The sequence below is a fragment of the Algibacter pectinivorans genome (assembly GCF_900112595.1).
Classification (GTDB): domain Bacteria; phylum Bacteroidota; class Bacteroidia; order Flavobacteriales; family Flavobacteriaceae; genus Algibacter_B; species Algibacter_B pectinivorans.
Genome location: NZ_FOMI01000013.1, coordinates 1 through 22,267, shown reverse-complemented (window position 1 = coordinate 22,267; position 22,267 = coordinate 1). Strand labels below are relative to the sequence as shown.

The 22,267-nt window shown below is 29.8% G+C and carries 25 protein-coding genes; all 25 read right to left on the bottom strand.

Annotation, left to right across the window (positions count from 1 at the left end):
• Nucleotides 1-41: 41 nt before the first annotated feature.
• Nucleotides 42-710, bottom strand: a complete 669-nt coding sequence (locus tag BMY96_RS15430; RefSeq protein WP_092853829.1) for an ATP-binding cassette domain-containing protein — start codon at nt 708-710, stop codon at nt 42-44.
• 464 nt (nt 711-1,174) lie between these two features.
• On the bottom strand, nt 1,175-1,714 hold the full coding sequence (locus tag BMY96_RS15425; RefSeq protein ID WP_092853827.1) for a TPM domain-containing protein: 540 nt from the start codon (nt 1,712-1,714) through the stop codon (nt 1,175-1,177).
• A gap of 148 nt (nt 1,715-1,862) precedes the next feature.
• Nucleotides 1,863-2,570, bottom strand: a complete 708-nt coding sequence (locus tag BMY96_RS15420; protein WP_092853825.1) for a hypothetical protein — start codon at nt 2,568-2,570, stop codon at nt 1,863-1,865.
• A gap of 138 nt (nt 2,571-2,708) precedes the next feature.
• Nucleotides 2,709-3,863, bottom strand: coding sequence for an AP2/ERF family transcription factor (locus tag BMY96_RS15415; protein ID WP_092853823.1), 1,155 nt, complete (start codon nt 3,861-3,863; stop codon nt 2,709-2,711).
• 145 nt (nt 3,864-4,008) lie between these two features.
• Nucleotides 4,009-4,611 (bottom strand): hypothetical protein, encoded by a 603-nt coding sequence (locus BMY96_RS15410; RefSeq protein ID WP_092853821.1) that lies wholly within the window; start codon nt 4,609-4,611, stop codon nt 4,009-4,011.
• A gap of 151 nt (nt 4,612-4,762) precedes the next feature.
• Nucleotides 4,763-5,398: a hypothetical protein gene (locus BMY96_RS15405; protein WP_092853819.1), complete on the bottom strand. Its 636-nt coding sequence runs from the start codon at nt 5,396-5,398 to the stop codon at nt 4,763-4,765.
• A gap of 161 nt (nt 5,399-5,559) precedes the next feature.
• A complete protein-coding gene (locus tag BMY96_RS15400; RefSeq protein ID WP_092853817.1) occupies nt 5,560-5,781 on the bottom strand; it encodes a PLDc N-terminal domain-containing protein in 222 nt (73 codons plus the stop codon).
• A 352-nt stretch (nt 5,782-6,133) separates the two neighbouring features.
• Entirely contained in the window at nt 6,134-6,799 is a 666-nt protein-coding gene (locus tag BMY96_RS15395; RefSeq protein ID WP_092853815.1) for a hypothetical protein, read from the bottom strand.
• A 185-nt stretch (nt 6,800-6,984) separates the two neighbouring features.
• Nucleotides 6,985-7,506 carry a hypothetical protein gene (locus BMY96_RS15390; RefSeq protein ID WP_092853859.1) on the bottom strand — a complete coding sequence of 174 codons (522 nt, stop codon included), beginning with the start codon at nt 7,504-7,506 and terminating at the stop codon, nt 6,985-6,987.
• 149 nt (nt 7,507-7,655) lie between these two features.
• On the bottom strand, nt 7,656-8,075 hold the full coding sequence (locus BMY96_RS15385; RefSeq protein ID WP_092853813.1) for a hypothetical protein: 420 nt from the start codon (nt 8,073-8,075) through the stop codon (nt 7,656-7,658).
• Between the two features lie 155 nt (nt 8,076-8,230).
• Nucleotides 8,231-8,728: a hypothetical protein gene (locus tag BMY96_RS15380; RefSeq protein WP_092853811.1), complete on the bottom strand. Its 498-nt coding sequence runs from the start codon at nt 8,726-8,728 to the stop codon at nt 8,231-8,233.
• A 515-nt stretch (nt 8,729-9,243) separates the two neighbouring features.
• Nucleotides 9,244-9,729, bottom strand: a complete 486-nt coding sequence (locus tag BMY96_RS15375) for a hypothetical protein (protein WP_092853809.1) — start codon at nt 9,727-9,729, stop codon at nt 9,244-9,246.
• Between the two features lie 517 nt (nt 9,730-10,246).
• A complete protein-coding gene (locus BMY96_RS15370) occupies nt 10,247-10,588 on the bottom strand; it encodes a hypothetical protein (protein WP_092853807.1) in 342 nt (113 codons plus the stop codon).
• A gap of 182 nt (nt 10,589-10,770) precedes the next feature.
• Complete coding sequence (locus BMY96_RS15365; RefSeq protein WP_092853805.1) at nt 10,771-12,468, bottom strand: DUF262 domain-containing protein; 1,698 nt, start codon at nt 12,466-12,468, stop codon at nt 10,771-10,773.
• Nucleotides 12,469-12,625: 157 nt separating this feature from the next.
• Entirely contained in the window at nt 12,626-13,132 is a 507-nt protein-coding gene (locus tag BMY96_RS15360; RefSeq protein ID WP_092853803.1) for a hypothetical protein, read from the bottom strand.
• 592 nt (nt 13,133-13,724) lie between these two features.
• On the bottom strand, nt 13,725-14,192 hold the full coding sequence (locus BMY96_RS15350; protein WP_175473595.1) for a PEGA domain-containing protein: 468 nt from the start codon (nt 14,190-14,192) through the stop codon (nt 13,725-13,727).
• Between the two features lie 17 nt (nt 14,193-14,209).
• Nucleotides 14,210-14,602 carry a hypothetical protein gene (locus BMY96_RS15345; protein WP_092853799.1) on the bottom strand — a complete coding sequence of 131 codons (393 nt, stop codon included), beginning with the start codon at nt 14,600-14,602 and terminating at the stop codon, nt 14,210-14,212.
• Between the two features lie 330 nt (nt 14,603-14,932).
• On the bottom strand, nt 14,933-16,096 hold the full coding sequence (locus tag BMY96_RS15340; RefSeq protein WP_092853797.1) for an HNH endonuclease family protein: 1,164 nt from the start codon (nt 16,094-16,096) through the stop codon (nt 14,933-14,935).
• Nucleotides 16,093-17,295, bottom strand: a complete 1,203-nt coding sequence (locus BMY96_RS15335; RefSeq protein ID WP_139205276.1) for an adenine-specific methyltransferase EcoRI family protein — start codon at nt 17,293-17,295, stop codon at nt 16,093-16,095. The genes BMY96_RS15340 and BMY96_RS15335 overlap by 4 nt, the downstream gene beginning before the upstream one ends.
• A 316-nt stretch (nt 17,296-17,611) precedes the next feature.
• A complete protein-coding gene (locus BMY96_RS15330) occupies nt 17,612-18,235 on the bottom strand; it encodes a CatB-related O-acetyltransferase (protein ID WP_092853795.1) in 624 nt (207 codons plus the stop codon).
• A gap of 175 nt (nt 18,236-18,410) precedes the next feature.
• Nucleotides 18,411-18,980: a hypothetical protein gene (locus tag BMY96_RS15325; protein WP_092853793.1), complete on the bottom strand. Its 570-nt coding sequence runs from the start codon at nt 18,978-18,980 to the stop codon at nt 18,411-18,413.
• A 148-nt stretch (nt 18,981-19,128) separates the two neighbouring features.
• On the bottom strand, nt 19,129-19,611 hold the full coding sequence (locus BMY96_RS15320) for a hypothetical protein (RefSeq protein WP_092853791.1): 483 nt from the start codon (nt 19,609-19,611) through the stop codon (nt 19,129-19,131).
• Between the two features lie 163 nt (nt 19,612-19,774).
• Nucleotides 19,775-20,278: a DUF4411 family protein gene (locus BMY96_RS15315; protein ID WP_092853789.1), complete on the bottom strand. Its 504-nt coding sequence runs from the start codon at nt 20,276-20,278 to the stop codon at nt 19,775-19,777.
• Nucleotides 20,275-21,414, bottom strand: coding sequence for an ImmA/IrrE family metallo-endopeptidase (locus BMY96_RS15310; protein ID WP_092853787.1), 1,140 nt, complete (start codon nt 21,412-21,414; stop codon nt 20,275-20,277). Before BMY96_RS15310 ends, BMY96_RS15315 begins: the two co-directional genes overlap by 4 nt.
• 212 nt (nt 21,415-21,626) lie before the next feature.
• Nucleotides 21,627-22,235 carry a peptidylprolyl isomerase gene (locus BMY96_RS15305; RefSeq protein WP_092849902.1) on the bottom strand — a complete coding sequence of 203 codons (609 nt, stop codon included), beginning with the start codon at nt 22,233-22,235 and terminating at the stop codon, nt 21,627-21,629.
• Between the last annotated feature and the right edge of the window lie 32 nt (nt 22,236-22,267).

Here is a 22,267-nt window from a genome sequence, read left to right as displayed (position 1 = left end):
CCAAGCAATTATTTTTACACTTTGTTAGGCAAAGTATTTTTTCATTCATTTGACCTTAAATATTCATATTTAACTAAATCGTCTTTATCCATTATTTCAATTTTTTCTGCATCTTTTAAAACGAAATTTTTATCTGTAATTTCAAGAACGTCGTTATAATAATGGTCAGTCAAGATTATTCCTTTTGATTTTTTGAGTTCAAGTAATAAATTCTTAATCACATCTTTATAAATCGGCTCAATCATTGAAAAAGGTTCGTCCAGCATTAAGAACTTATGATTTAGATTTCCAATAATCAGTAACTCAAGATAGCGTAATTGTCCTAAAGATAATTTTCCAACTTTAATTTTTTCAAAACTCGATACTTGTGGCGCGTAAAAAATTTTGTCTTGGTCGTCTCCATTTGGATAAAACAAAGGAATTATTTCTCGTACTTTCCGTTCTTTAGGCAAAAAAGTGTCTTGTGGTAGATAACCTATTTTTTTTGATGAAATCACTTTTTTTTGAGGAATGATTTCTGAATTTATTTCTATTAGAATGGTGTCAGCTTTTACCGTCCCAAAGATTAATTTTAATAAAGTTGATTTTCCAGTTCCGTTGCGACCAAATATTCCAATTATTTCTCCGACTTTACAATCAAGGTCAATGTTCTTTAAAATAGTTTTCTTTCCGTAAGATTTGTTAATGTCAGTTACTTTTAAAAAATCCATTTACTTTAATATTAAATAGATTAGAAACAATAAAATTGAAATAGAGGTATTAAGTAACCACACTCTTTTTAAAAGGTCAGTTTTTGTAAATCCGAGGTTGTAATATCCATAATATTCATTCTTTTTGAAAGTCTGATAGCCAATAGAACCTATCAAAATACCAAATGATGAAAAAATAACTATACTCCATAAAATACCTGAAGTAAAAGCAAAAATCAACGAAAAAGGAACATTGAAAATATTAATGTCCAAAAAGTATTTTGAAATGGTTTTACTGTGCATAGTTTGCAATAAATTTCATTTTGGAGATGGGTTTCATATTTTGCCTAACGGTTAGGTATAATATTAGTGGCGCGTTTAAGCACTAATTTAGTAAATAGAAACTTGCCAGCGGAAAATTCCGCAGGAATTTTCCAAGTAAGCTAGAACTAGCCATTAATTTTATGCTTTGTTGCCAACAGTACTTATTTCCACTTTTTTATTAATTCTATCACACCTTTTTTAATTCCGCTATAAAATTCTCCGTTTTTAAATTCAGGTATTATTTTTTCGTCAATTACTTTTTTACAAACTTCGTCAGTCAAAATCAATTCGGTTCCATTTCCAGTTGCAATTCCGATTTGTCTGCAAGGATTACAAACTACTATTGTCAATCCGTTATTTTTTTCGGCAGTTCCAACTCCCCAAGTTTGTCCTAAATCCATTGCATATTTTTGGATGTCGTTATAAGGTTTTATACTGTCAATTGTTACTACTACAATTTGTCTTGAAGTTTCAATATCGTAATCATAAAGTATTTTGGATAATTCAGTCCGTTGCGATTCCGTAAAGACTTGTCCGTAATCATTTATAATTCCAATTGGTTTCGGAATATAATCTTTTTCAATTTCCGAAAATTCAATTTCAGATGATGGATTTTTAGTTTCTGTTTCTTGAGCAACTCCTTTGCAAGAGAGCAAATTTAAAGTCAAAAAAAGAATTGATATTTTAGTTCCGATTTTCATTTTCGTATTGTTGGCAACGTTGTTGTGTATGATTAGTTGCGTGATTTAAGCACTAAAGTTAGTGAAAAAAACACAGATAGAAAGTCCGCGAGGACTTTCGTAAATTGGCTAAAACCAAGCAATTAATTATACATGGTGTTGGCAATAGTTATTTTTTCATTCTGTTTCTAATACCTAAAATTCCACCAGCTATAATCGAAGTTATAATTCCTCCTGTTATAGATATATAAAAATCGTTTTGTCTTAAAAAACTATAAATTGGTTCAGATAAATTTTCATCGTACTTACCTTTTCCGATTACCGTTAATAGAATTGTTAATGAAGTAATTATCAAAGCTATTATTCCAAATAATTCAGATGTTCTTTTGGTTTTTCTTTTTAAATCATTAATTTTCTGTTCATTTCTTTCAGAAATTATCTTCTTTATTTTTTCTTCAATATTTTTTTCAGATATTTTTCCATCTTTATCTGTTCTCGTATCCTTTTCAAGTTCATCAATGCTTCCTAAAATTTTACTTTTAGTATAAACATTTTTCAGTTCTTTTAAAATACTATCTTTTATTTCATTATCGAGTAAAGGATTAGATATTGAGTCTGATACTAAATCCTCAACTATTTCATTCACACTAATTTTTTCGGTGTTAATTTTATTTTCTCTTGCTTTTGAATTTATAACTGTCTGAATCTCAAAAGTTGTTAACTCTCTTCTATCTCCTATTTGATGAGATAAAATTCGTACTATTTCTCTTTTTGTTTTGTCTACATTATTTTCTTTACTTTTAATGTATAGATAAATTGATAATGGAACTGAACCTACAGAAGCAATTGTTCCAATAATTGATAATATGTCATTCATTCAGTTCAGTTTTTAATTATTGCCAACGGTTGTGTATAAGGATAGTGCGGTTTTGTGTCCGAGGATTTTCCGCAGGAAAATCAGAGTGACCAAATGCGCACTAACCTTTTGATTTAGGAATAAATTTAAGCATTATTTTTATACAATGTTGTGCCCAGTTTTTATTTTATTCAAATTAGGTTCATTATTCAAAGGTGATTTATATACTTTTTTATAATTCAAATTATATTTGTTTTTCACTTTTTCTACTAATTCCACAAACCAATCGTCTGCTTCAGGTGAAACATATATTTTTTGGACTAATGTTATTAGATTTAAATTAATCCAATAACCGTTTTCGGTTTTTTCAAAAGTTTTTTCAAAATTTTCCTCTGAACTGTCAAAAATTGCTCTTAATTCTCTTTCGTGTTCAAAAGACAAACGCTTGTAAATAAATGGATAATAATTATCTGACTCTGGAATCCAGTCTTTATCATAATTTATATATTTAACTTTTCCGAATTTTATTCTTTCAGGTAACGATTTTTCTAGCTTACCAAATGTGGTTTGAATACAAATAGATTCATTTGTTTGAGAATAAAGTTTCCACATTCCTGCAGACTCGAAGTCATTCATATGCCAACAATTAATGTTGATAAAAGGTCTTAATTCTTTAATTTCTTCTATTTGTTCTTGAAGTTTGTTTTCTCCTTTTGATCTGCTAAAAACAAAACTTCTCATTTTAAAATTCCCTCTGGAATAAGAACCTTCATATGGGTCTTTAAAGCATTCTACATTCGGAAAGAACAACCCTCCTTTTTCCAACATATAGACAAACTTTGTAAAGTCCATATATCTCCAGATTTTAGTATTTGAATCTGGTTTCTCAAATAAAGTCTGACCAGAATCATCTAATAATTTGATTATTTTTTCACGATGTTTAATTGCAAGCTCTTTTGCTTCATTTTCACCATATGTTTTTGTAGAAAATCTTTTTGTTCTTTGTTTGCCATTTTCTGTCCAAATTGCCTGCCAATAGGCTACTTTTACTCCATTTCTGCGCGTTGCTACTGTTCTGTTTATTCCAGGTATTTTACTTTTTTTAAATCGTTTTTTAAGGTCAATATTATTATCTTTTACCAGTTTATCTCTATATGAAATTGCCTTTTTAAGTGCTTCTTTTTTCGAACCATATTTCCTAAATGAGAAATTTTTCGTTTTTGGTTTTTTATCTATACTGATTTGAACCATCCAATGATGTGAATACTCTGATATATAATAATTTTCTGGTATGTCTATTATGTAGTTACTCATTTTTCAAATTGGGCACAACGTGTTTGTGTATGGTTAGTTGCGTGTTTTAAGCACTAAAGTTAGCAAATAAAACACAGATAGAAAGTCCGCGAGGACTTTCGTAAATTGGCTAAAACCAAGCAATTAATTATACACGGTGTTGCCATTAGTATTTTTCTGTTAATCTTTCAAATCCGTTCATTAAATCGACTAATTTTTGCCTTTCTTCAGAACCTGGATATTCATTTTCAATATAGACTTTCGGTTCGTAACTTCCATAAGCGATATAATTCTTTCCTTGACAGATTTGAAAGTGATAATTTGCTCCATCACTTATTGAAATACTTTGAACAGTTCCCTCTTCTTTTCCATCTTTTTGGGTAATGTTTAATTTCGATTTATCTATTTTCAATTTATTTTCAGTTACGGATTCTTTCAAATAATTCCAGTAATATTTAAAATATTTCTTCCGAATTTTTTTGCGTTTAACTTTTGTTTTCAATTCAGTTGAATTTGGTTGATAAACAACAAATCTTTTCACTTTTCCGTCATTTTGGTAAACTATAAATTCCAAATTTTGTCCTTTTATCCAATAAGATGAATATCCAATTTTAACAATTAATGAATTTCTATCTTTCAATTTTAGTAAATCAACGTAATTATTTTCCGTTTCAGTTTTTCCTTCCCAATCAATTTCAGGAATTTGCCAATTTTGCGAGAAACTAATTAAAGGAACTAAAATTAGTAAGAAGACAATGACTTTTTTCATATTAATGGCAACGTGTTTGGCTATGGTTTCGTTGCGTGAAAATCCGCGAGGATTTTCCGCCGTAAACCAAAGATAGCAAATTTGCGAGGACTTTCCGAGAGGAAAGTCAGAAGCAATGAACTATAGCCGTTGTTGCCTGTAGTTATTTTGTTCAACTCATTGTTATAATTCCGATGGAACCTATTGATTCCCATTTTCCATTTTTTAATTCATAAACATCAATTCCATCATAAGCACATAGCAAACCACAGTAAAAACTTGTGTCGAAAAAAGCATATTTTTTGTTTCTCGAAAATAATGGAATTGTCAAATTATAAATTCCGTAATAGTCAAACTCTTTTTTATTTGTTTTATCCTCGCTTTGAAGATAGTCAGATACATTTTTTATTATATTATCGGGAACATTGTCAAGTTTTAGTTTATTAAAATCTAAAACCAATTTTTTTTGAGTTGAATGTTGACTAAAAATATAATCTATGTCAGATTTGGTTAAAATTTCAGACATTTTTTCGTCTGTACTTTGCTCAATAAGAGGTGTTAGAATTTCAGTCCAATAGTCCGAATTGTTTTTTAAATCAGGATATTCTAATGTTTTACTTTCAATAATCGTCTTGTCTTCTAAAACATCGTTTAAGAATTTGTAATAGTCTGATTCGGCTATTTCAATTATAGGTTCTTCTATTAATTCTCTCGAGGAAGTTAAATCTTTTTCTTTTTCAGTTTCGTTTTTTTGCTTGCACGAAACTAAAATTAAAAGACAAAGTATTAATGGAAGTAGATTTTTCATAATTACAGGCAACGTGTTTGTATATGATTAGTGGCGTGTGTAAGCAACTAATTTAGCAAATAAAAACCAGATAGAAAATTCGGAAGAATTTTCGTAAGCAAGCTTGAACCAGCCATTAATTATATACGGTGTTAGCTTTTAGTGCTTTATTTATAAAGTTATTAATTCTGTTTTAATTTTTTACTTTTTCCAATAAATAAATATAAAAGTGCACCTAAAATAGGGAGTAATATAACAATTAAAGTCCAAGTAATTTTTTCATTTTTCTGAAACTGATTTCTTATAATATCTATTAAACAAAAAATCCAAAGACCAAGGGAAATTAATATCAAGGCTTGCCAAAAAAATAAACCTAAAGAAAATTCCGTAATTGTTTCATCCATAATATTGTTATTTACACATTTTTAATTCCTCAACTTTGCAAATCCCGATTGAGTGATTTCGTTTTGCGCAAACGAGCTAAAAGATCTACAAAGTATTACATTTTGCAATTGAGTGAGAAGTTAAAATAATTTTTAAAAAACCACAATATAGTTTTTCGTTTTCTTCTCCTTAAATATCAAAAAAAAACAGGGATTAAAACCATGCTTTTTTTATTTCCGCAAACTTGCTTAAGCATTAAAGCTAACGTGTTTGTATATGGTTTGTTGCGTGATTCAGCACCTAAGTTAGCAAATAAAAACCGAATAGAAAATCCGCGAGGGTTTTCGTAAGCAGGCTAGAACTAGCAATAAATTATATACGGTGTTGTGCGTAGGCTTTTGTTTCATTCAGTTCTACAACTTTCATTAATATATTGTCAAAATGTCGAGTTGATATTTTTCTTTTAAATTCGTTTTCCATTTTGTTTTTTTGAGCAAAACATTTATAAAAAAAGGAAGCATATTCTTTGTCTGCATTTTCCGAATTAATTTGTTCTTTGTAATTATATTGAAATTTTGTTTTTAAAAGTCCAATTGCTTTTACAGCTCTTGTGTCATAAATAAAAAATAAGTTCGGAAGATGAAAATGCAAATATTTTGAAGAAAATGACCTTTTGTTTTGTTCAGTTAATTCCTTAATTAATTCAGTTAAATAACAATGAACTTTTAATATTACTGGAATATTTTTTTCGTTCAGTTCTGTTTCATATTTTAAATTTTCTATATAAAAATCCAATTTTGATTTTTTAAATTTAGGCGCAACTTTCTCAATGTAAAAATTATCGTTTTGTTCTTCTTCGGTTTTATTTTTCCGTCTTTCAATTGCAGCTGCATAAGTTCGACCAATTAAAACAGTTTTTCCAATAATTTTGTCCGTTTGCGTGTGAGTGAAATTTTCTCTGCACATTGAATAAAGAATTTCGTTACTAAAATCCCAATCAGAATGTTCGGTTTTGTCAATAAATTCTTTGTTAATCATAATAATTTAGTCGAATTATTTGATGTGAAACGTGCTGTTTTTAGCTTACGCACAACGTTGTTGTATATGGTTTGTTGCGTGTTTAAGCACCTAATTTAGCAAATAAAAACCGAATAGAAAATCCGCGAGGATTTTCGTAAGTAGGCTAGAACTAGCAATAAATTATATACGGTGTTGTGCGTTCGTTATTTTTCAAACGGTATTTTTTGTTTAAATTCAGGATTCTGTTTATCCCAATTCGTTTTTTCTATTAAATAATACTTTTTAAATTCCGATAGCATTTTTTCATAATCAGCTTTTGAGAATTCAAATCCGTTTATTTTTTCAAACCATTCAGCTTTTGAGCCAACTTTTTTAGCGTTATATTCTGTGGTTTTATCAATTCCTAATTTGTTCCACTTTACTGTTTTTTCGCAATTTTCAATTTCCGCTAAAATTATCGTGCAGGAAAAATCGTTATCGTCTGGACACATTAGAATTGGGCAAATTGTTATTTCTCCAATTTTCGGTAAAATTCTATTCCAAACAACTTTTCGTTCTTGTTCTATTTCCATCCAAAAAAGTAGAGTAGGATAAAGTCCTCTATACATATTGTTCGGATAAAGCTCTTCGAGTTTTTCGTCAAGCCAAAATTCGTCAATTTTCAGATTCGGAAAGTCATCAGTTCCGTAGTCACTTTTATCTATTTCTGCTTTTATCGTATTCATTGGTTTTAATGACGCACAACGGTCTTGTATAAGATTAGTTGCGTGGTTAAGCACCTAATTTAGCAAATAAAAACCGAATAGAAAATCCGCAAGGATTTTCGTAAGTAGGCTAGAACCAATCAATTAATTTTATACGGTGTTGTAGGTAGTTATTTTTCATTTAGCAATTCATAATAATTCTTTCTTAGATATTCATTGTAATCCTCAATTATGATTTCTCCATTTTTTAGATGAAAATAAACTGAGTCACTTTCACTTTTTTTATATACAGAATCTCCGATTTGAATTCTATAATAAGTATTGTTTTCAACACGTTCCTCGTGATAATTGTCTAAAATAACAAATCTACCAGCTCTCGTATAATCTCCTTCTTGTCTTTTTTTAATTACGATTCCGTTAAATTTAGTATTCCGACTTTCTAAATATTTTTCTTTGTTATGCTCCAAAGAGTTTGATTGGTAATTCGCAATAATGAAAATCATAATGGCAATCGGTACAAATACAAGAAATAGATTTTTTCTGATTTCAGATTCTTGTTTTTCTAATTCTTCTTTGTTTTCCGTATTCATTTTTTTAATTACCTACAACGGTTTTGTGTATGATTTCGTTGCGTGTTTAAGCACTAAAGTTAGCAAATAAATAACAGATAGAAAGTCCGCGAGGACTTTCGTAAGCAGGCTATAACTAGCAATGAATTATACACGGTGTTCTACGCAGTTTTTATTCAGAATTCAGTTTTATTCAGTTCAGGAATTGTCAGATAAACAGTTCTTTTTTCTTGTTTAATATTTCCGTCATTCCATTGTCTTACAAATGTGATTTGTATTTTTTTATAGTCAGAAACATTACTTATTTGCTTTAATACAAATTTCGCTACTTCTTTTGCTGATTTCGTTGCTACTTCTTCGTTCTGATAGTCAGTCAGATTTTTTGAATTCAACAACACAGTTTGCAACCACATTCGTTCATTTATTTGTTCTTTAGTTTCTTTGTCATATTGGTGAATATGATAAGTTCCGATTTTAGACTCTTCTGCGGAAAACAATTCTATAACTTTAAATTCAGCTGATTCTTTGGATTCATTAAACTTTGGTTCAATTACATAACTGTAATCCGCTGGTGGCATATTCTTTAATTCATTCAGAGCTTTATATACTTTTTGATTACAAGAAAATAAAGTCAGAATTATGATACTTAAAAATGTCAGTTTAATATTTTTCATAGGTTTTTCTCAAATTGCGTAGAACGGTCTCGTATAATGATAGTGCGGAGTTTGTGTGCGGCGATTTTCCGAAGGAAAATCAGAAGCAAGCAAACAAGCACAGGCTTATAAATTTCGTACTAAAATACGCATTATTTTTATACAATGTTAGGTGGCGGTTTTGTATTTGTAACAGAATTCTTGCTCTTTTTTATTCGCAACCGTGGCTTCTCTTTTTACGCGCAAAGATTGGTTCTTTTTTTATTGAGTCGGGCGCTGGTCAGCTGTTTTTTATGTCATCCGTTTGTTGTGTTTTTTTTTTTTTTGAGTTCCGCCGTTAGTTTTTTTTCATTGATTGGAGTTAGATTTGAAATTTTTTTACTGACACCTAACGTTTATGTGTAAGGAACGTTGCATGTTTGTGTGCGAGGATTTTCCGAAGGAAAATCAGAAGCTAGCAAACAAAGCAACGACCAAACGGTTAAACTAAAATAAGCAATGTTTTTTACACGGTGTTAGCATACGTTTTTTATTTCTTATGGAACTACGTCAAATTTTGTCGTTCCGTTTTTGTTGAATATTTTGGTCATTATTTCTGTTCCAATTTCAGTCGCTTTGTATTTGTCCGCATTTAATTCAAATTTATAAACTGGTGCTTCTTTTAAATCAGAGTAATGAGGTTTATTTCCGTAAGTCGTTTTGACTAAATTATAATTATTCTTATTCGCAAAACTTGTAATTTTTTCGACATAAGGTTTTTGGTCGTTTGTCATAACCTCAAATTCGATGTTTATTTTTCCGTTGTTATCTGCAAAATAAATACAATCAATTCCGTCAGATGTTATTCCGAAAAAGTCATATTCCATTTTTCCATCTAACAATTGAGTCATTACAGATTCCAATTCCGCAAGTTGAATTTGTTTAGCAACTTGTATATTTTTATTTGTTCCACTTTTATTTCTTGAGACGAAATATATAATTCCGATTACTACTAAAATTCCAATTATTATTCCTGTTTTCATTCGCTGTTCGGTTTTTTTTAAATGTATGCTAACGGTCTAGTATAATGATAGTGCGGAGTTTGTGTGCGGCGATTTTCCGAAGGAAAATCAGAAGCAAGCAAACAAGCACAGGCTTATAAATTTCGTACTAAAATACGCATTATTTTTATACAATGTTAGGTGGCGGTTTTGTATTTGTAACAGAATTCTTGCTCTTTTTTATTCGCAACCGTGGCTTCTCTTTTTACGCGCAAAGATTGGTTCTTTTTTTATTGAGTCGGGCGCTGGTCAGCTGTTTTTTATGTCATCCGTTTGTTGTTTTTTTTTTTTTTTTTTTTGAGTTCCGCCGTTAGTTTTTTTTCATTGATTGGAGTTAGATTTGATTTTTTTTTACTGACACCTAACGTTGTTGTATATGGAAAGTTGCGTGTTTGTATGCGAGGATTTTCCGAAGGAAAATCAGAAGCTAGCAAACGAGCAACTAACATTGGTTAAGCATAAAATAGCAATTTTTTATATACTGTGTTGGGCATAGTATTTATTCATCAATAAATTTAAGTTCTCCATTATTCTGAATCTGCAATTTTAAATTACCCATTCCCCATGTTTTTATTTCCCCGGCAAGTTCTCTTCCATTCATTTCGTAAGAAGAGTTAAATGTGCCAGTGTCAATTTGTTGGTAGTCAGTCGTTTCATTAGGTCTTATATTTCCATAGTCAAGACTACCAATTTTGAGATTTACAATTTCATAAGTTCTTAAGTTTTCTACTCTTAGAAAAACATCTCCATCTTTTTCACATGAAATTAAAAAAAACAGAGCGAAAAATACATTGATGAATATTATTGTTTTCTTTTTTAAATTCTTGTTTTTTCTTATCATATATTTGTGTTAAATCATTGTATTTGGGTTTTAGCCTTATATTATGCCCAACGTGTTTGTATAAGATTAGTTGCGTGATTTAAGCACTAAAGTTAGCAAATAAATCACAGATAGAAAGTCCGCGAGGACTTTCGTAAACTGGCTAAAACCAGCAATTAATTTTATACGGTGTTGGCAAATCGTTAAATTTTTAACTTCCATACTTTTTCATAACTCAATTTAGCTAAAGCAGTTGTTCTTTCTCCAATATTTTTATCAGACCATTCTTCTTTGTCAGAATTATGTTTTATAAATTCATTAACCATTATAAAGCTAGAATTACTGTATTTAATAATTTTATCTTTCAGAGGTTCGTCTCCACAGTTTGAATTGATGTTTTTAGAAAGAGGAAGTAAATTTCCTATTCTAGCTGTGTTTTCTGTTCCGTCATCATTTGCAATGTGCTCAATTGTTAAATTATTAATAGCAAATTCATCGGTATTTTGTTTATAATATTCTATTTTTTGTAAAATATAGTTTACTATTGATCTATTTACTTTCAAATCCTTATTCTTATTTGAAAATCCTTTAACTAAGAAATTTCGTTTGAAAGTATTATAATTCGGTTTTATTGAGTTTAACTCTTCAACTAATTCATAAATTATTTTTTTAGAAAAATTATTCCTAATTAAAGGTGCGTACTTATGATATATTTTTTCAACTTTATTCGCTGGTGTTGAACATATTGCTGTGTAGATAAAATGGAAATGTTCTAATATTTCTAAGTATTTAGTAATTTCTTTTTCAGAAATTAAATTTTTGTTATAAACTGAAAATAATGATAATGCAATTGGTCTTATTTGTGAAGTTCTAAATGTAATTAAGCTACTTAAAACAAAATCTAGTTTTGAATTTATTTTTTTTCTATTTGCTGTAGCAATTCTATTATAATCTAATGCACTTTCTTGAAGTTCTTTCAAAAAATTTGGCATTTCACTTTGACTAACTTCTGTCTTGAAATAATGATAAATTTCGTCTTCATCTTTGAGTTTTTCATATTTTGAAATCCAAAAATGTTTAATAAAATTTGAAAAATTATTGTCAGATTTAGAAATAGGTTCTATACTTTCTCTAATTTTATTCCATTTTGATTTAGCAGTGTCTGTAGGAAATTGTTTCGGTAATCTTTTTAAAATCCAATTTTTCATTCGATCACCTAATTCTAATTGTTTTCCTTTAGCATTTAATATTTCGAATATTGTATAAGCATCAATTTGATTCCCAACTGTAATTTCTATAATTTTTAAATTTAATAATTGAGATCTAAAAGCCTTTAAATAATCAATTTCGTGTTCTTCAAATTCTGCAATTTTTGATTTTAAGTTAGTGTAAAAGAAAGAATAACATTCAGATATTCTTTTTTCTTGCTCGCTTATTGGAACTATATCATTTTCATCTATAGGTTTGTTTAATATAACTTCTGAATAATATGGTTCAAGAGCATTATTTTCAATCACAAAATAATCATCACCATCATCATCTTTTTTTAATAAATAGGAATAAATACCTTCTAATAATTTCGTTTGATTATTCTCTTCAAAGAGATCATAAATCACCGAAAGAATAATTGTTATTGTTGTAAGTCTCTGTTGACCATCTACTATACTTTTTATATTTTTCTTTTTAGTATCAGATAAAACGCAACTACCAATGAAATAATCATTCAGAATTATTTCTCCATTTTCATCAAAACTAATTGAAGTATAAATGTCAACTAATAATTCTTTCCATTGTTTTGTTTCCCAAACATAATCTCTTTGATTTCGTGGAATAGTATATTTTATTTCTTTTTTTTCAAGAATATTCCTAATGTTTCTTTCTTCTGCTTTAAATATATCCATTCAATTTTTTATAATGTTTGCCAACGTGTTTGTATATGGTTTGTTGCGTGTTTAAGCAACTAAGTTAACAAATAAAAACCGAATAGAAAATCCGCGAGGATTTTCGTAAGTAGGCTAGAACCAGCAATAAATTATATACGGTGTTGGCAACTGGCTTTTATTTTTCTATTATTCCGCTAAATGTTTTCGATTCGCTATAAACCTTTATTCCGAAAAGATTCCATTTCAAAATTCCATCAGCAATAAATTCCGCTTTTTCATTCGGTTTATAATTGTTCGTTTGAATCGACTTAAATTCCCAAACATAACCACTAACAAATCCTGTCAAAAAACTATTACTTTCAATTGGGATAAATTCATTTTTTTCAACAGAATATTTTACGTGCATATTTATGTCGAAAGTCAAGTTGTCTTCGAGTATTACTTTTTTAACTTTTGAATTATTCTGTTTATTATAATCTTCATTTATCGTAATTCTATTTGTATTTTTTTCCGAGTTAGAGGCAGAAATTATTTGTACAATTCCAATTACCATTATAAAAATTGAGATAACTTTAAATTGAGGTTTAAAAATTCGTTTTCCTTTAGCTATAAATCCGACAATTAGATATAGAAAGTACAAAACAATCATTCCGTTTATTATTGACCAAATTAAATGTATCATAGGTTTCAGTTTTTTCAGCTTGTTGCCAACGTTTACGTATAAGAATAGTTGCGTGTTTGTGTGCGAGGATTTTCCGCAGGAAAATCAGAAGTAACAAATAAGCAACGACCTTTGGTTGAGCACTAAACTAGTAATTATTTTTATACATTGTTGTGCTTTCGTTGTTTTTTCTTTCAGTTTGAATTCAGTTGCTATTTCTTTTTTTTTAGCGTTTGAGTGAATTCAGTCAGCTTTATATTCCGCAATATTTTTCAATTCCGTTTGAGTGAGCAATTCCGCAATCTGTTCAGTTTTTCGTTTTTAAATTCCGATTCTATAAAACTTGCTAAAATTCAGATGCGATTTTCATTGCGCTTTTGAGTGAGAAATCAGCGTAATTTATTCAGCGTAAAATTTGTAAAAAGTCAGATGTTCTTAAATTGCTTGTTTCCGTTCTGAGTGCGTTCCGCAATGAAGCACAACGTCTCGGCTATGAGTAGTTGCGTGGGTTAACACTTAACTTTGCAAGTATACACCAAACTGAAAATCCGCGAGGATTTTCAGAAGTAGGCGAGAACAAGCAATTACTTATAGCCATTGTTATGTGCAGACTTTATTCCGATTTTTTTAATTGTCCAACTTTCTCTGAATTCGAGTCAATATCCATACTTATTCTTATGAATAGTTTACCATTTTCGGTATTGTAGGTAGTTCCACTTTTCGGACTTCCGTTTATTTCTTCGGGCTTTAGTTTATGCATTGCTCCAGTTATCGGGTCAATTATAATACCAATTAGTCCACCGAAAGCAATATTTCCAATATACCAAGCATTGAATTTTCTCTCCAGTTTTGTTTCATAGGTTTCATATCCGTCTAATTTGAGTACCAAATTATATTCTTGATTTCTTTTTAGATTTTGTTGAACAGGTGTATTTCCGACTTCAATTTCATTAATATAAACTTTTGCAGAAGTTGGTTCTGAAGCGATTTCCACATTTTGTCTTGAGCCAGAAATTATCGTGGCGCAACTTGTTAAAAATAGGGCAGACGAAAGTAAAATGGTTTTAAAAATAATTCTCATTGATTTGATTTTAAAATTTAGTCAAGTTTTAATTCATATTGTGGTAATGATGAAACATCTCCATCATATTTATAAAGTTCAATTTTTAATCTGTGGCAACTGCTCCATAAATCGGGCTTTTTTTTGTCAACCACTTTAACAATATTCGCTCCGTTTTTTCTTGCCTCAATTCTTGCTTGATTCATTAAGCTGTTGAAACTGCAATCTGTTGAAAATCCAGAATCTTGAAATCTTAACTCTCCAACTTTAGTTAAATTTTCAGGTAATTCGTGTTCGATATCCAAAAGTGCTACTTTTTCATCAATTGATAGTTTGGGTTGTGGATTAGTAAAATTTGATGTGATTTTAGGACTACAACTTGTAATTCCGATTACTGTTATTAATAACAGCATTTTAGTCATTTGTTTCATAGGTTATTTAATTCTCGATTTTTGTTTCAGTTTGCACATAACGTGTTTGTGTATGATTAGTTGCGTGTTTTAAGCACGGAATTTAGTAAATAAAAACTACATTTGAAGTCTGCGAGAATTTTCGTAAGTAGTTAATAGACAAGCAATTAATTATACACGGTGTTGTAAGTAGTGCTTTTTTCATTCAGTTCATTTTTCGGATGTTTGTCATTTATTTCAAATGTGAGCGTTGGCAAGACATACTTTTTTGCAATTTTGGGCTTGTTTCTTGGCTGAAGCGAATTGCAAATATGTATGGCTTTAAGCGTTGGCATTATTTAGTTCAAATTTCTATTTATTTCCTTTTGCTCTATTGTGAGTTTTACATAACATTTCACAATTATTTAAGTCCGTTTTTCCTCCTTTGCTCCAAGCTGTTACGTGGTCAGCATCCATTTCTTTTAATTTGTATATTCTTGATTTATTAGAATTACTACCAATAGCACAAAGAGGACAATTAGAAATTTCTTTTTTCTCGGCTTCTTGCGTTTGCTTTGAATAGGTTGCTTTTTTTGTTGCGTCATCAAATATTCTAACATCTATTAGTTTTGTGTCAGTTAAGCCTCCCAAAATATATTCAAAAATTCCTTTTCGGTTCTTAACATATGGGTCTGAGTACAACTCTTTAACTTGTTCAGAAACTTTATTAGGATTATAAGATTTGTTATGATATTCCTCGTATAATTTACCCCATTCTAAACCACACATTTCACTTTCAACATCTTTGAAAACGCTCGAAACCCAATCTATTACAGAAGTAAAGTATGTTTTAACTTCATTAATATTATTGTCATTTCTATGTTTACTCATATACTCGCCAATGTTGTTTTTGCTAACCCATTCTAAAGCTCTTTCTAAAAACTCTTGTCTGTCCACATTACCTCTTACATAAGCACTCCATTTTTGAATATTTGAATTTTGCGAATTACTAAATTCTTGTTTTAATAAAGTAACAAATGGTCCAGAATAAACTGCGTTTAATAATTCTTGACTATTAAGAGGAACACCTGCAATGTTAATTGTTTTAAACCATTCTTTTATTTCGCTTTCTTCTCCTTCGCATTCGTAAATTAGTAATTGCGTGTTTAAGATTTTTTCTTGTTTGTCTTTAGCAATACCACCAAAATATTGCTCCATTCCATTCTCATCTTTAACAGCGAATTTATTTGTAACAAAACGACCTAAACTTGTAATTCTTTGTTGACCATCAAGAACTTCTAAATTATTATCAGTTACTTTATTAAAATAAATTAAGCCTAATGGATAGCCTTTTAAAACCGACTCAATTACTGCAACATCTCTTTTACCATCTGCATAAATGTAATTTCTTTGATATTCAGGCTGTATCGTCAATTTACCAGATAATCCAAATAATCCTTTTCCCTCAAGTTCATTGTAAACAAAGCCATCGCAAATGTCAGCAACAGTTATATTTGTTTTTAAAGTTGTAATCATTTTTTATGTTTAATAAATATTCTTTGGTATTTTGATTGTACAATTCTACCATCTTTGTTTATGAAATAGTTTTTACGACCATCGTTTCCTTCCACATTAGCATTACCATTTGTTTTTCCACCAGAAGAACCTGTTTTCTCTCCACTTTGTTTAACTTCCCAATAATCATTATATGTTTTTGTATCAGGAACAGCATCGTGACAACCTCTTTGAGTTAATCCTACAATCTCAAACTGTTCTGGATTATATTTGGTTAAAAAACTAATAGGAACACCCATTATACCATCGTAATCGCTGGGAATTGCATCCGTAAAAGGAATTTCAATTGCATCGTAATTGTCATACTTGACGTATTCTTTACCTCTAACCTCTTTATGTTTACTAAATTTTATATTATCATCCATAGTCATTAATGACAATGGTTGGTGTCTTCTTCCGTGTTCAAGATTTGTGTACCATCCAGTTCCTGCTACACTTATCATTTTTTTCCCTTTGTCGTCAACATTTACTTCTGTTCCGCTTAATTTATAATCATCAGGCACATAGAAAGTCATATTTTTACCATTAATTCTTCTATTAAACCTGTTGCCTGTCCACATTTTGTTTGCCATTATCAAAGGAAATACTTCTTTGTATGATATTGCATTCATATTTCCAATAATCACAAATTGTTTATTTGCTTCAACTATCCAAGCTAAAAACTCTCTAAAAAGAGAAAATGGTGGATTTGTAATTATTATATCAGATTCGTCTCTTATTTTTTTGATTTCATCACTTCTAAAGTCTCCATCTCCTTTTAAATAATTCCATTCCAAATCATTGACATCAATTACACCATCTCCAGTTTTATCTCGTGTAAGTGTAAATATTTTGCCTTTAATTCTTGTTTTTTGTTCGTCAAATTGTGGATTGTTAATTTCAAAAAGAGTTGGTTGATAATTTGACTTATAGTTTTTACTCTCAACTGCATAACTGGTACTTATTAATTTTTTAAGACCAAATCTTTCAAAGTTTTGAGCAAAGAATTTAGTGAAATTACTCCATTCTGGGTCATCACAAGGTAAGAGTACTATTTTGCCACGAAAAGTATTTTCGTCAAATTCCAAGTATGCCGACATTTCTTTTTCAACGTCAAGATATTGAGTGTAAAATTCATCCTTTTTCGCATTTTGTGCGTTAGTCATTGTTGGAATTGGCATCTTCTATTTATATTTTATTTTCAGTTTTCAATTTAAGATTATTTTCTGCGTTGGCAAGAAACAGCTCTTTTATTTTTTTCAGGATTGGCTTTTCGCGTTGGCAAAAAATAAATGTGCTGTTTGCGCGTTGGCTTTTTTAGTTCAAATATTCAATTTTAGCACGATTTTCGCATTACTTACAACGGTCTCGGCTATGAGTAGTTGCGTGGTTTAGCACTTAACTTTGCAAGTACACACCAAACTGAAAATCCGCGAGGATTTTCAGAAGTAGGTGAGAACGAGCAATTACTTATAGCCATTGTTGTGCGTTCGTTTTTTATTCAATTATTTTTTCAATTTCAGAGTCAGTCAAGTTCTTAACATTCTTTGTAATTTTCTCAATATCCCAATTCCACCATTGAGTCTTTAAAAGTTTTGTGATTATTTCTTTAGAAAATCTCTTCTTAATTTCTTTTGCTGGATTTCCACCAACAATTGAATAAGGTTCAACATCTTTAATTACGGTCGAGTTCGTGGCAATAATTGCTCCATCTCCAATTGTCACTCCTGCCATAATAGTTGCATTGTAACCTATCCAAACATCGTTACCAATATTAATATTTCCTTTTTGGGGATAACTCTTTCCATCCATTGCATTTTCCCAACCATTTCCGAAAATTGCAAAAGGATAAGTCGATAATGAGTCAGTCAAATGATTTGCACCGTTCATTATGAATTTAACATCGGAAGCAATCATACAGAATTTTCCAATTATTAATTTATCATCAATAAAGTCAAAATGATATTTTACATTTTTCTCAAAATTCTCTACATTTTCAAAATCATCATAGTATGTGTAGTCTCCAATGATTATATTAGGGTTCTTTACAATGTTTTTTAAGAAACAAAGTCTGTCGTAATTCTCAAGTGGGAATTTTACTTTTTTGTCTGGTCCTATCATTCAGTTTTGATATTTTCGTTTTTGTGATGTTAAATGACGCACAACGTTGTTGTATATTGTTTGTTGCGTGTTTAAAGCACCTAATTTAGCAAATAAAAACCAAATAGAAAATACGCGAGTATTTTCGTAAATAGGTAAATAGCCAGCAATAAATTATATACGGTGTTGTAACACGTTATTTTTTATTATTCAACGGAAATGTAATTCCGACCGCAAATGCTCCAGCGAACTGTTCAATTGATGGCTGAAAATAATAGGAAAATCCTAAATCAACATTATTATTTTTCCCTAATTCAAGTCCAAATGAGAATGGAATATGGTAAATAATTCCGCTCTTGTCTATGTTATCAAATGCTGTAAATGTTTCAAATTTACCAATTGAAGTTCCAATTCCAATTTCCACATAAGGTGCTACCCAAGGAATTGGTGCTCTAACTCTTACTTTTCCTCCAAGTAAAAATGCTTTTGTTTCCGCTTTTTCAATAGTAGGATTACCATTAAGGTCTTCTCCATTTGAACTTGTCAGGATAAAACCTGCATATGGTCTGAATTCAATCCACGATTTTACTTTAAGGACTAATTCTCCTTGTGCAAAAAATCCATCATCTACAACTTCATCAACGCTATTATATGGTGCGCTCAGTCCATATCCAATTTGAGCATTTATTGATTTTTCTTTAATGAATTGCGCTTCAACTAAATTTGAAGTCATAGCGATTATTAATAATATCAGAGTTTTTTTCATAATGTGTTACAACGGTTTTGTATAAGATTAGTGCGGTTTTGCGTGCGAGGATTTTCCGAAGGAAAATCAGACGTAACAAAACAGGAATAATCGCTGGTTTAAGTAAAGACCCAAGCATTAATTTTATACTTTGTTGGGCACAGTTATTTTAATCTACGTAAAGTTCAGTCGCTTTTCCTAATTCAGTTCCGTTGACTATGAACTTTATTTCTTTTTTTGATTTCGGAACTTGAACAATTAAAAAAGGTGATAATTCCTTGTCGTCATTTTCTGTATTTGAATTCACAAGATTATATTCTACAACAAGTTTTTTGTCATTTTCCTTAATTGCGATTAGTTCAATTTTGTCAAATCCCTTTTTGTTTTTGTCAGATTGGAAAATCTCGACCAACATTTTCTTTTTATATAGCGTTTTATCGTCAAGATAATATTTTTTTCTAAAATCCGCAGGTAAATAGTCTTTGTTAAAATACTTATTAAAACAAACAATTTGTAAGTCAGGAATTGGCGAGTCAGTTCCTTCTGCGATAGTTTTGAATTCAGTTTTTGTCAGATCTTCATCTTGAGAATAAGCTCTATTGAATGAGATAAATCCTAAGAAAAAACATAATAATAATATTCTACTTTTCATTTTCACGGTTTTTGTTTAATTGTGCCCAACGTTGTTGTGTATGATTAGTGGCGTGTTTTAAGCACCTAATTTAGCAAATAATTACTAAATAGAAAATCCGCGAGGATTTTCGTAAGTAGGCGAGAACCAGCCATTAATTATACACGGTGTTGTAGGTAGTGCTTTAGAAGCTTTCATTTAATTCTCTAAACATTTGAATAGTATCAATATGTCTAACATTAAATTGATTACATACTTCAGGTATTTTTATTCTATTTTTTCTTTCTGGTTGACTCTTTTCATAAGTTACAATAGTCCAATTATTACTCATAGCAAAAGCTATCAACCAAGGGTCTGCAAGGTCAGTTTCAAGAAACTCTTGTATGGCATTTGGTGTAAAATGATGAGACATTGAATTTGTCCAGTTTACAATTGAAATATAATTTTGAAGAACAATATCAGTATTAATAAAAAAATCGTTTGGTAAATTAGCATCACACCATACTTTAAGTTCATCTTCGTGAGAAGAATTGTCATAAATTTCTTTTTTTACCTTATCTATACTTACTATCGTACCATTTTGAGATAGAGTATTAACTTTTAACCAAAAACTTTGGACAACATCAAGAGGGTAAATTGAGCGATGAGCTTGTATGAAGAAGTTTGAGTCTACGATATATTTATTCATACTTGGAATAGATATTCGTTAATAAACTTGTCGTACGTATTTCCTTTTAAGCTAGTTAATTTATATGCATCTCTATATAAAAGATTGTTTTCATTTACTGCATTATTCACATAGCTAGCAAATCTTAAACTAATTCTCTTTTTAGCGGTTGCGTAAAAATTCCCTCCAGAACTTTGGTTTTCCTTTTTGTTTTTAAATTCTGCTATATAATTGTTGTAGAATTCAAAAAAAGAAGGTTTAGATATTAAGTCTAAATCTAATGCTCTTCTTGCAATTACAATTGGACTAACTTTAAAAACTCTACTTAAATATTTTATGTTTTGACTGCTATTCCATTTTTCTCTAAAGAATGTTTCAGGCACTAAAAATTCAGCAGCAACTTTATCACATAATAATTCCGTTGGGTCATCAGCTGGAAGCATTTGTTTGTTGTCAAAACCAGCACTTTCGCCTAGCCAAATATGAGCAATTTCGTGAATTAAGGTAAACATTTGTGCAGCTTTTGCATCTGCAGAATTTATAAATAGAAAAGGTGCTTTGTTATTTACTAAAACAAAGCCTCTACATTCTTCAACTAATATTTTTCTTCTAGTGTTGTTTCCTACAACTCCATTAAAATTGACAATTATTCCAATTTCCTCAATTTGTAATGTAAGATAATCTAAAGCTTGTTCCCAAGTACCAAGTTTACTTGCCCAATTTAAAGGAAGTCCTAAAGTATTTCTAATATCATTTGCAATTTCCTTATAATTAGAGTTTTCATTATATTTACCTACAAAGTCTAAATCAGAATATTCGCTTTCTTGTAAATAATTAGTCAACCAATTCTGTCTGTCCTTTATAATTTGGATAGTATGATAGACATTTAAAGAAACTTTATCTCTAGGTGCTGCTCCAGTTCTAAAAAATGGTATAGGTATTTCCTCTTTAGGTGGCTCATTCATAAACATATATCCAAAAGGAACGTGAACTTTATGAGTGAAGTTTTCTAATTGTTTTAAAGTAGGTTTCTTATTTCCTTCTATCCAATCTAAAACATCAGGATTATTCGCATAAAATTCTTCTAGATTATTACCTGCTCGAGTAATTGCCCAGTTTATAATATTAGAATTTATATTTTCAATCCTTGTTGCCATTAGGCAAATATAATTTAATTAATTATAATTAGCTGTTTTATCTTTAGTTGGTTTTTTTTCGCATTACCTACAACGGTTTTGTGTATGGTTAGTTGCGTGTTTAAGCAACTAAATTAGTAAACAAAAACGAGCGCGAGAAAATTCCGAAGGAATTTTCCAAATAAGCAACGACCAAAGCAATTAATTATACACGTTGTTGTGCTTTCGTTTTTTTACGATTTTGTGATTGTTATATATTCATATATTTTGGCTTCTCTCTCGTCGTGGTTTTTTAAAATTATAAAATGCCATTTTCTACTTTGGTCTGAAACTTGAAATATTTCATCTTTTTTATGTTCTCTAATTGCATTTTCAAACCTTTCAATCATGCGACCTTCAGGAAACCAACCTAAATCACCATCTTTACTTCCAGGATCCATTGAGTATTTATTGGCAACTTCACTAAAAGTTTTGCCTTTTTTCAATTCTTTATAAGCTTTCTTTTGAATTTTCTTAATTTCCTTTTCGTTAAGGTTTTTTCCATTAATGAATATGTATTTTACTTTGAATTCTTTTATGTCTTTTTGGGATAATAGTTTAATTGCGTCAATGCTGTCTGCGTTAATTTCTTTTTCTTCGAGTAAGAAAACTTTTTTATTAATGTTTTTATCTCCAGTAGATAAAGAGTGTTTTTTGATGGATAGATTAGGATATAAAAATTTCAGACTATCAATTTGACTTTGACTTTCAACATTTTCTAAAATGTCAGTTAAGTTAATATCATTCTGAGCTTTTGCATAATGAAAGCAAATTATTGTTATAAACATGAAGATTTTTTTCATTAATCTGTCATTTTGTTAAATGAAGCACAACG

Excerpts from the sequence above, each read along its gene's own strand:
- BMY96_RS15425 (WP_092853827.1), bottom strand. The coding sequence starts at position 1,714 with ATGAAAATCGGAACTAAAATATCAATTCTTTTTTTGACTTTAAATTTG.
- BMY96_RS15370 (WP_092853807.1), bottom strand. The coding sequence starts at position 10,588 with ATGATAAGAAAAAACAAGAATTTAAAAAAGAAAACAATAATATTCATC.
- BMY96_RS15360 (WP_092853803.1), bottom strand. The coding sequence starts at position 13,132 with ATGATACATTTAATTTGGTCAATAATAAACGGAATGATTGTTTTGTAC.
- BMY96_RS15375 (WP_092853809.1), bottom strand. The coding sequence starts at position 9,729 with ATGAAAACAGGAATAATAATTGGAATTTTAGTAGTAATCGGAATTATA.
- BMY96_RS15325 (WP_092853793.1), bottom strand. The coding sequence starts at position 18,980 with ATGAAAAAAACTCTGATATTATTAATAATCGCTATGACTTCAAATTTA.
- BMY96_RS15365 (WP_092853805.1), bottom strand. The coding sequence starts at position 12,468 with ATGGATATATTTAAAGCAGAAGAAAGAAACATTAGGAATATTCTTGAA.
- BMY96_RS15340 (WP_092853797.1), bottom strand. The coding sequence starts at position 16,096 with ATGATTACAACTTTAAAAACAAATATAACTGTTGCTGACATTTGCGAT.
- BMY96_RS15410 (WP_092853821.1), bottom strand. The coding sequence starts at position 4,611 with ATGAAAAAAGTCATTGTCTTCTTACTAATTTTAGTTCCTTTAATTAGT.
- BMY96_RS15420 (WP_092853825.1), bottom strand. The coding sequence starts at position 2,570 with ATGAATGACATATTATCAATTATTGGAACAATTGCTTCTGTAGGTTCA.
- BMY96_RS15385 (WP_092853813.1), bottom strand. The coding sequence starts at position 8,075 with ATGAATACGGAAAACAAAGAAGAATTAGAAAAACAAGAATCTGAAATC.
- BMY96_RS15400 (WP_092853817.1), bottom strand. The coding sequence starts at position 5,781 with ATGGATGAAACAATTACGGAATTTTCTTTAGGTTTATTTTTTTGGCAA.
- BMY96_RS15415 (WP_092853823.1), bottom strand. The coding sequence starts at position 3,863 with ATGAGTAACTACATAATAGACATACCAGAAAATTATTATATATCAGAG.
- BMY96_RS15320 (WP_092853791.1), bottom strand. The coding sequence starts at position 19,611 with ATGAAAAGTAGAATATTATTATTATGTTTTTTCTTAGGATTTATCTCA.
- BMY96_RS15390 (WP_092853859.1), bottom strand. The coding sequence starts at position 7,506 with ATGAATACGATAAAAGCAGAAATAGATAAAAGTGACTACGGAACTGAT.
- BMY96_RS15350 (WP_175473595.1), bottom strand. The coding sequence starts at position 14,192 with ATGAGAATTATTTTTAAAACCATTTTACTTTCGTCTGCCCTATTTTTA.
- BMY96_RS15315 (WP_092853789.1), bottom strand. The coding sequence starts at position 20,278 with ATGAATAAATATATCGTAGACTCAAACTTCTTCATACAAGCTCATCGC.
- BMY96_RS15430 (WP_092853829.1), bottom strand. The coding sequence starts at position 710 with ATGGATTTTTTAAAAGTAACTGACATTAACAAATCTTACGGAAAGAAA.
- BMY96_RS15345 (WP_092853799.1), bottom strand. The coding sequence starts at position 14,602 with ATGAAACAAATGACTAAAATGCTGTTATTAATAACAGTAATCGGAATT.
- BMY96_RS15305 (WP_092849902.1), bottom strand. The coding sequence starts at position 22,235 with ATGAAAAAAATCTTCATGTTTATAACAATAATTTGCTTTCATTATGCA.
- BMY96_RS15330 (WP_092853795.1), bottom strand. The coding sequence starts at position 18,235 with ATGATAGGACCAGACAAAAAAGTAAAATTCCCACTTGAGAATTACGAC.
- BMY96_RS15310 (WP_092853787.1), bottom strand. The coding sequence starts at position 21,414 with ATGGCAACAAGGATTGAAAATATAAATTCTAATATTATAAACTGGGCA.
- BMY96_RS15335 (WP_139205276.1), bottom strand. The coding sequence starts at position 17,295 with ATGCCAATTCCAACAATGACTAACGCACAAAATGCGAAAAAGGATGAA.
- BMY96_RS15405 (WP_092853819.1), bottom strand. The coding sequence starts at position 5,398 with ATGAAAAATCTACTTCCATTAATACTTTGTCTTTTAATTTTAGTTTCG.
- BMY96_RS15395 (WP_092853815.1), bottom strand. The coding sequence starts at position 6,799 with ATGATTAACAAAGAATTTATTGACAAAACCGAACATTCTGATTGGGAT.
- BMY96_RS15380 (WP_092853811.1), bottom strand. The coding sequence starts at position 8,728 with ATGAAAAATATTAAACTGACATTTTTAAGTATCATAATTCTGACTTTA.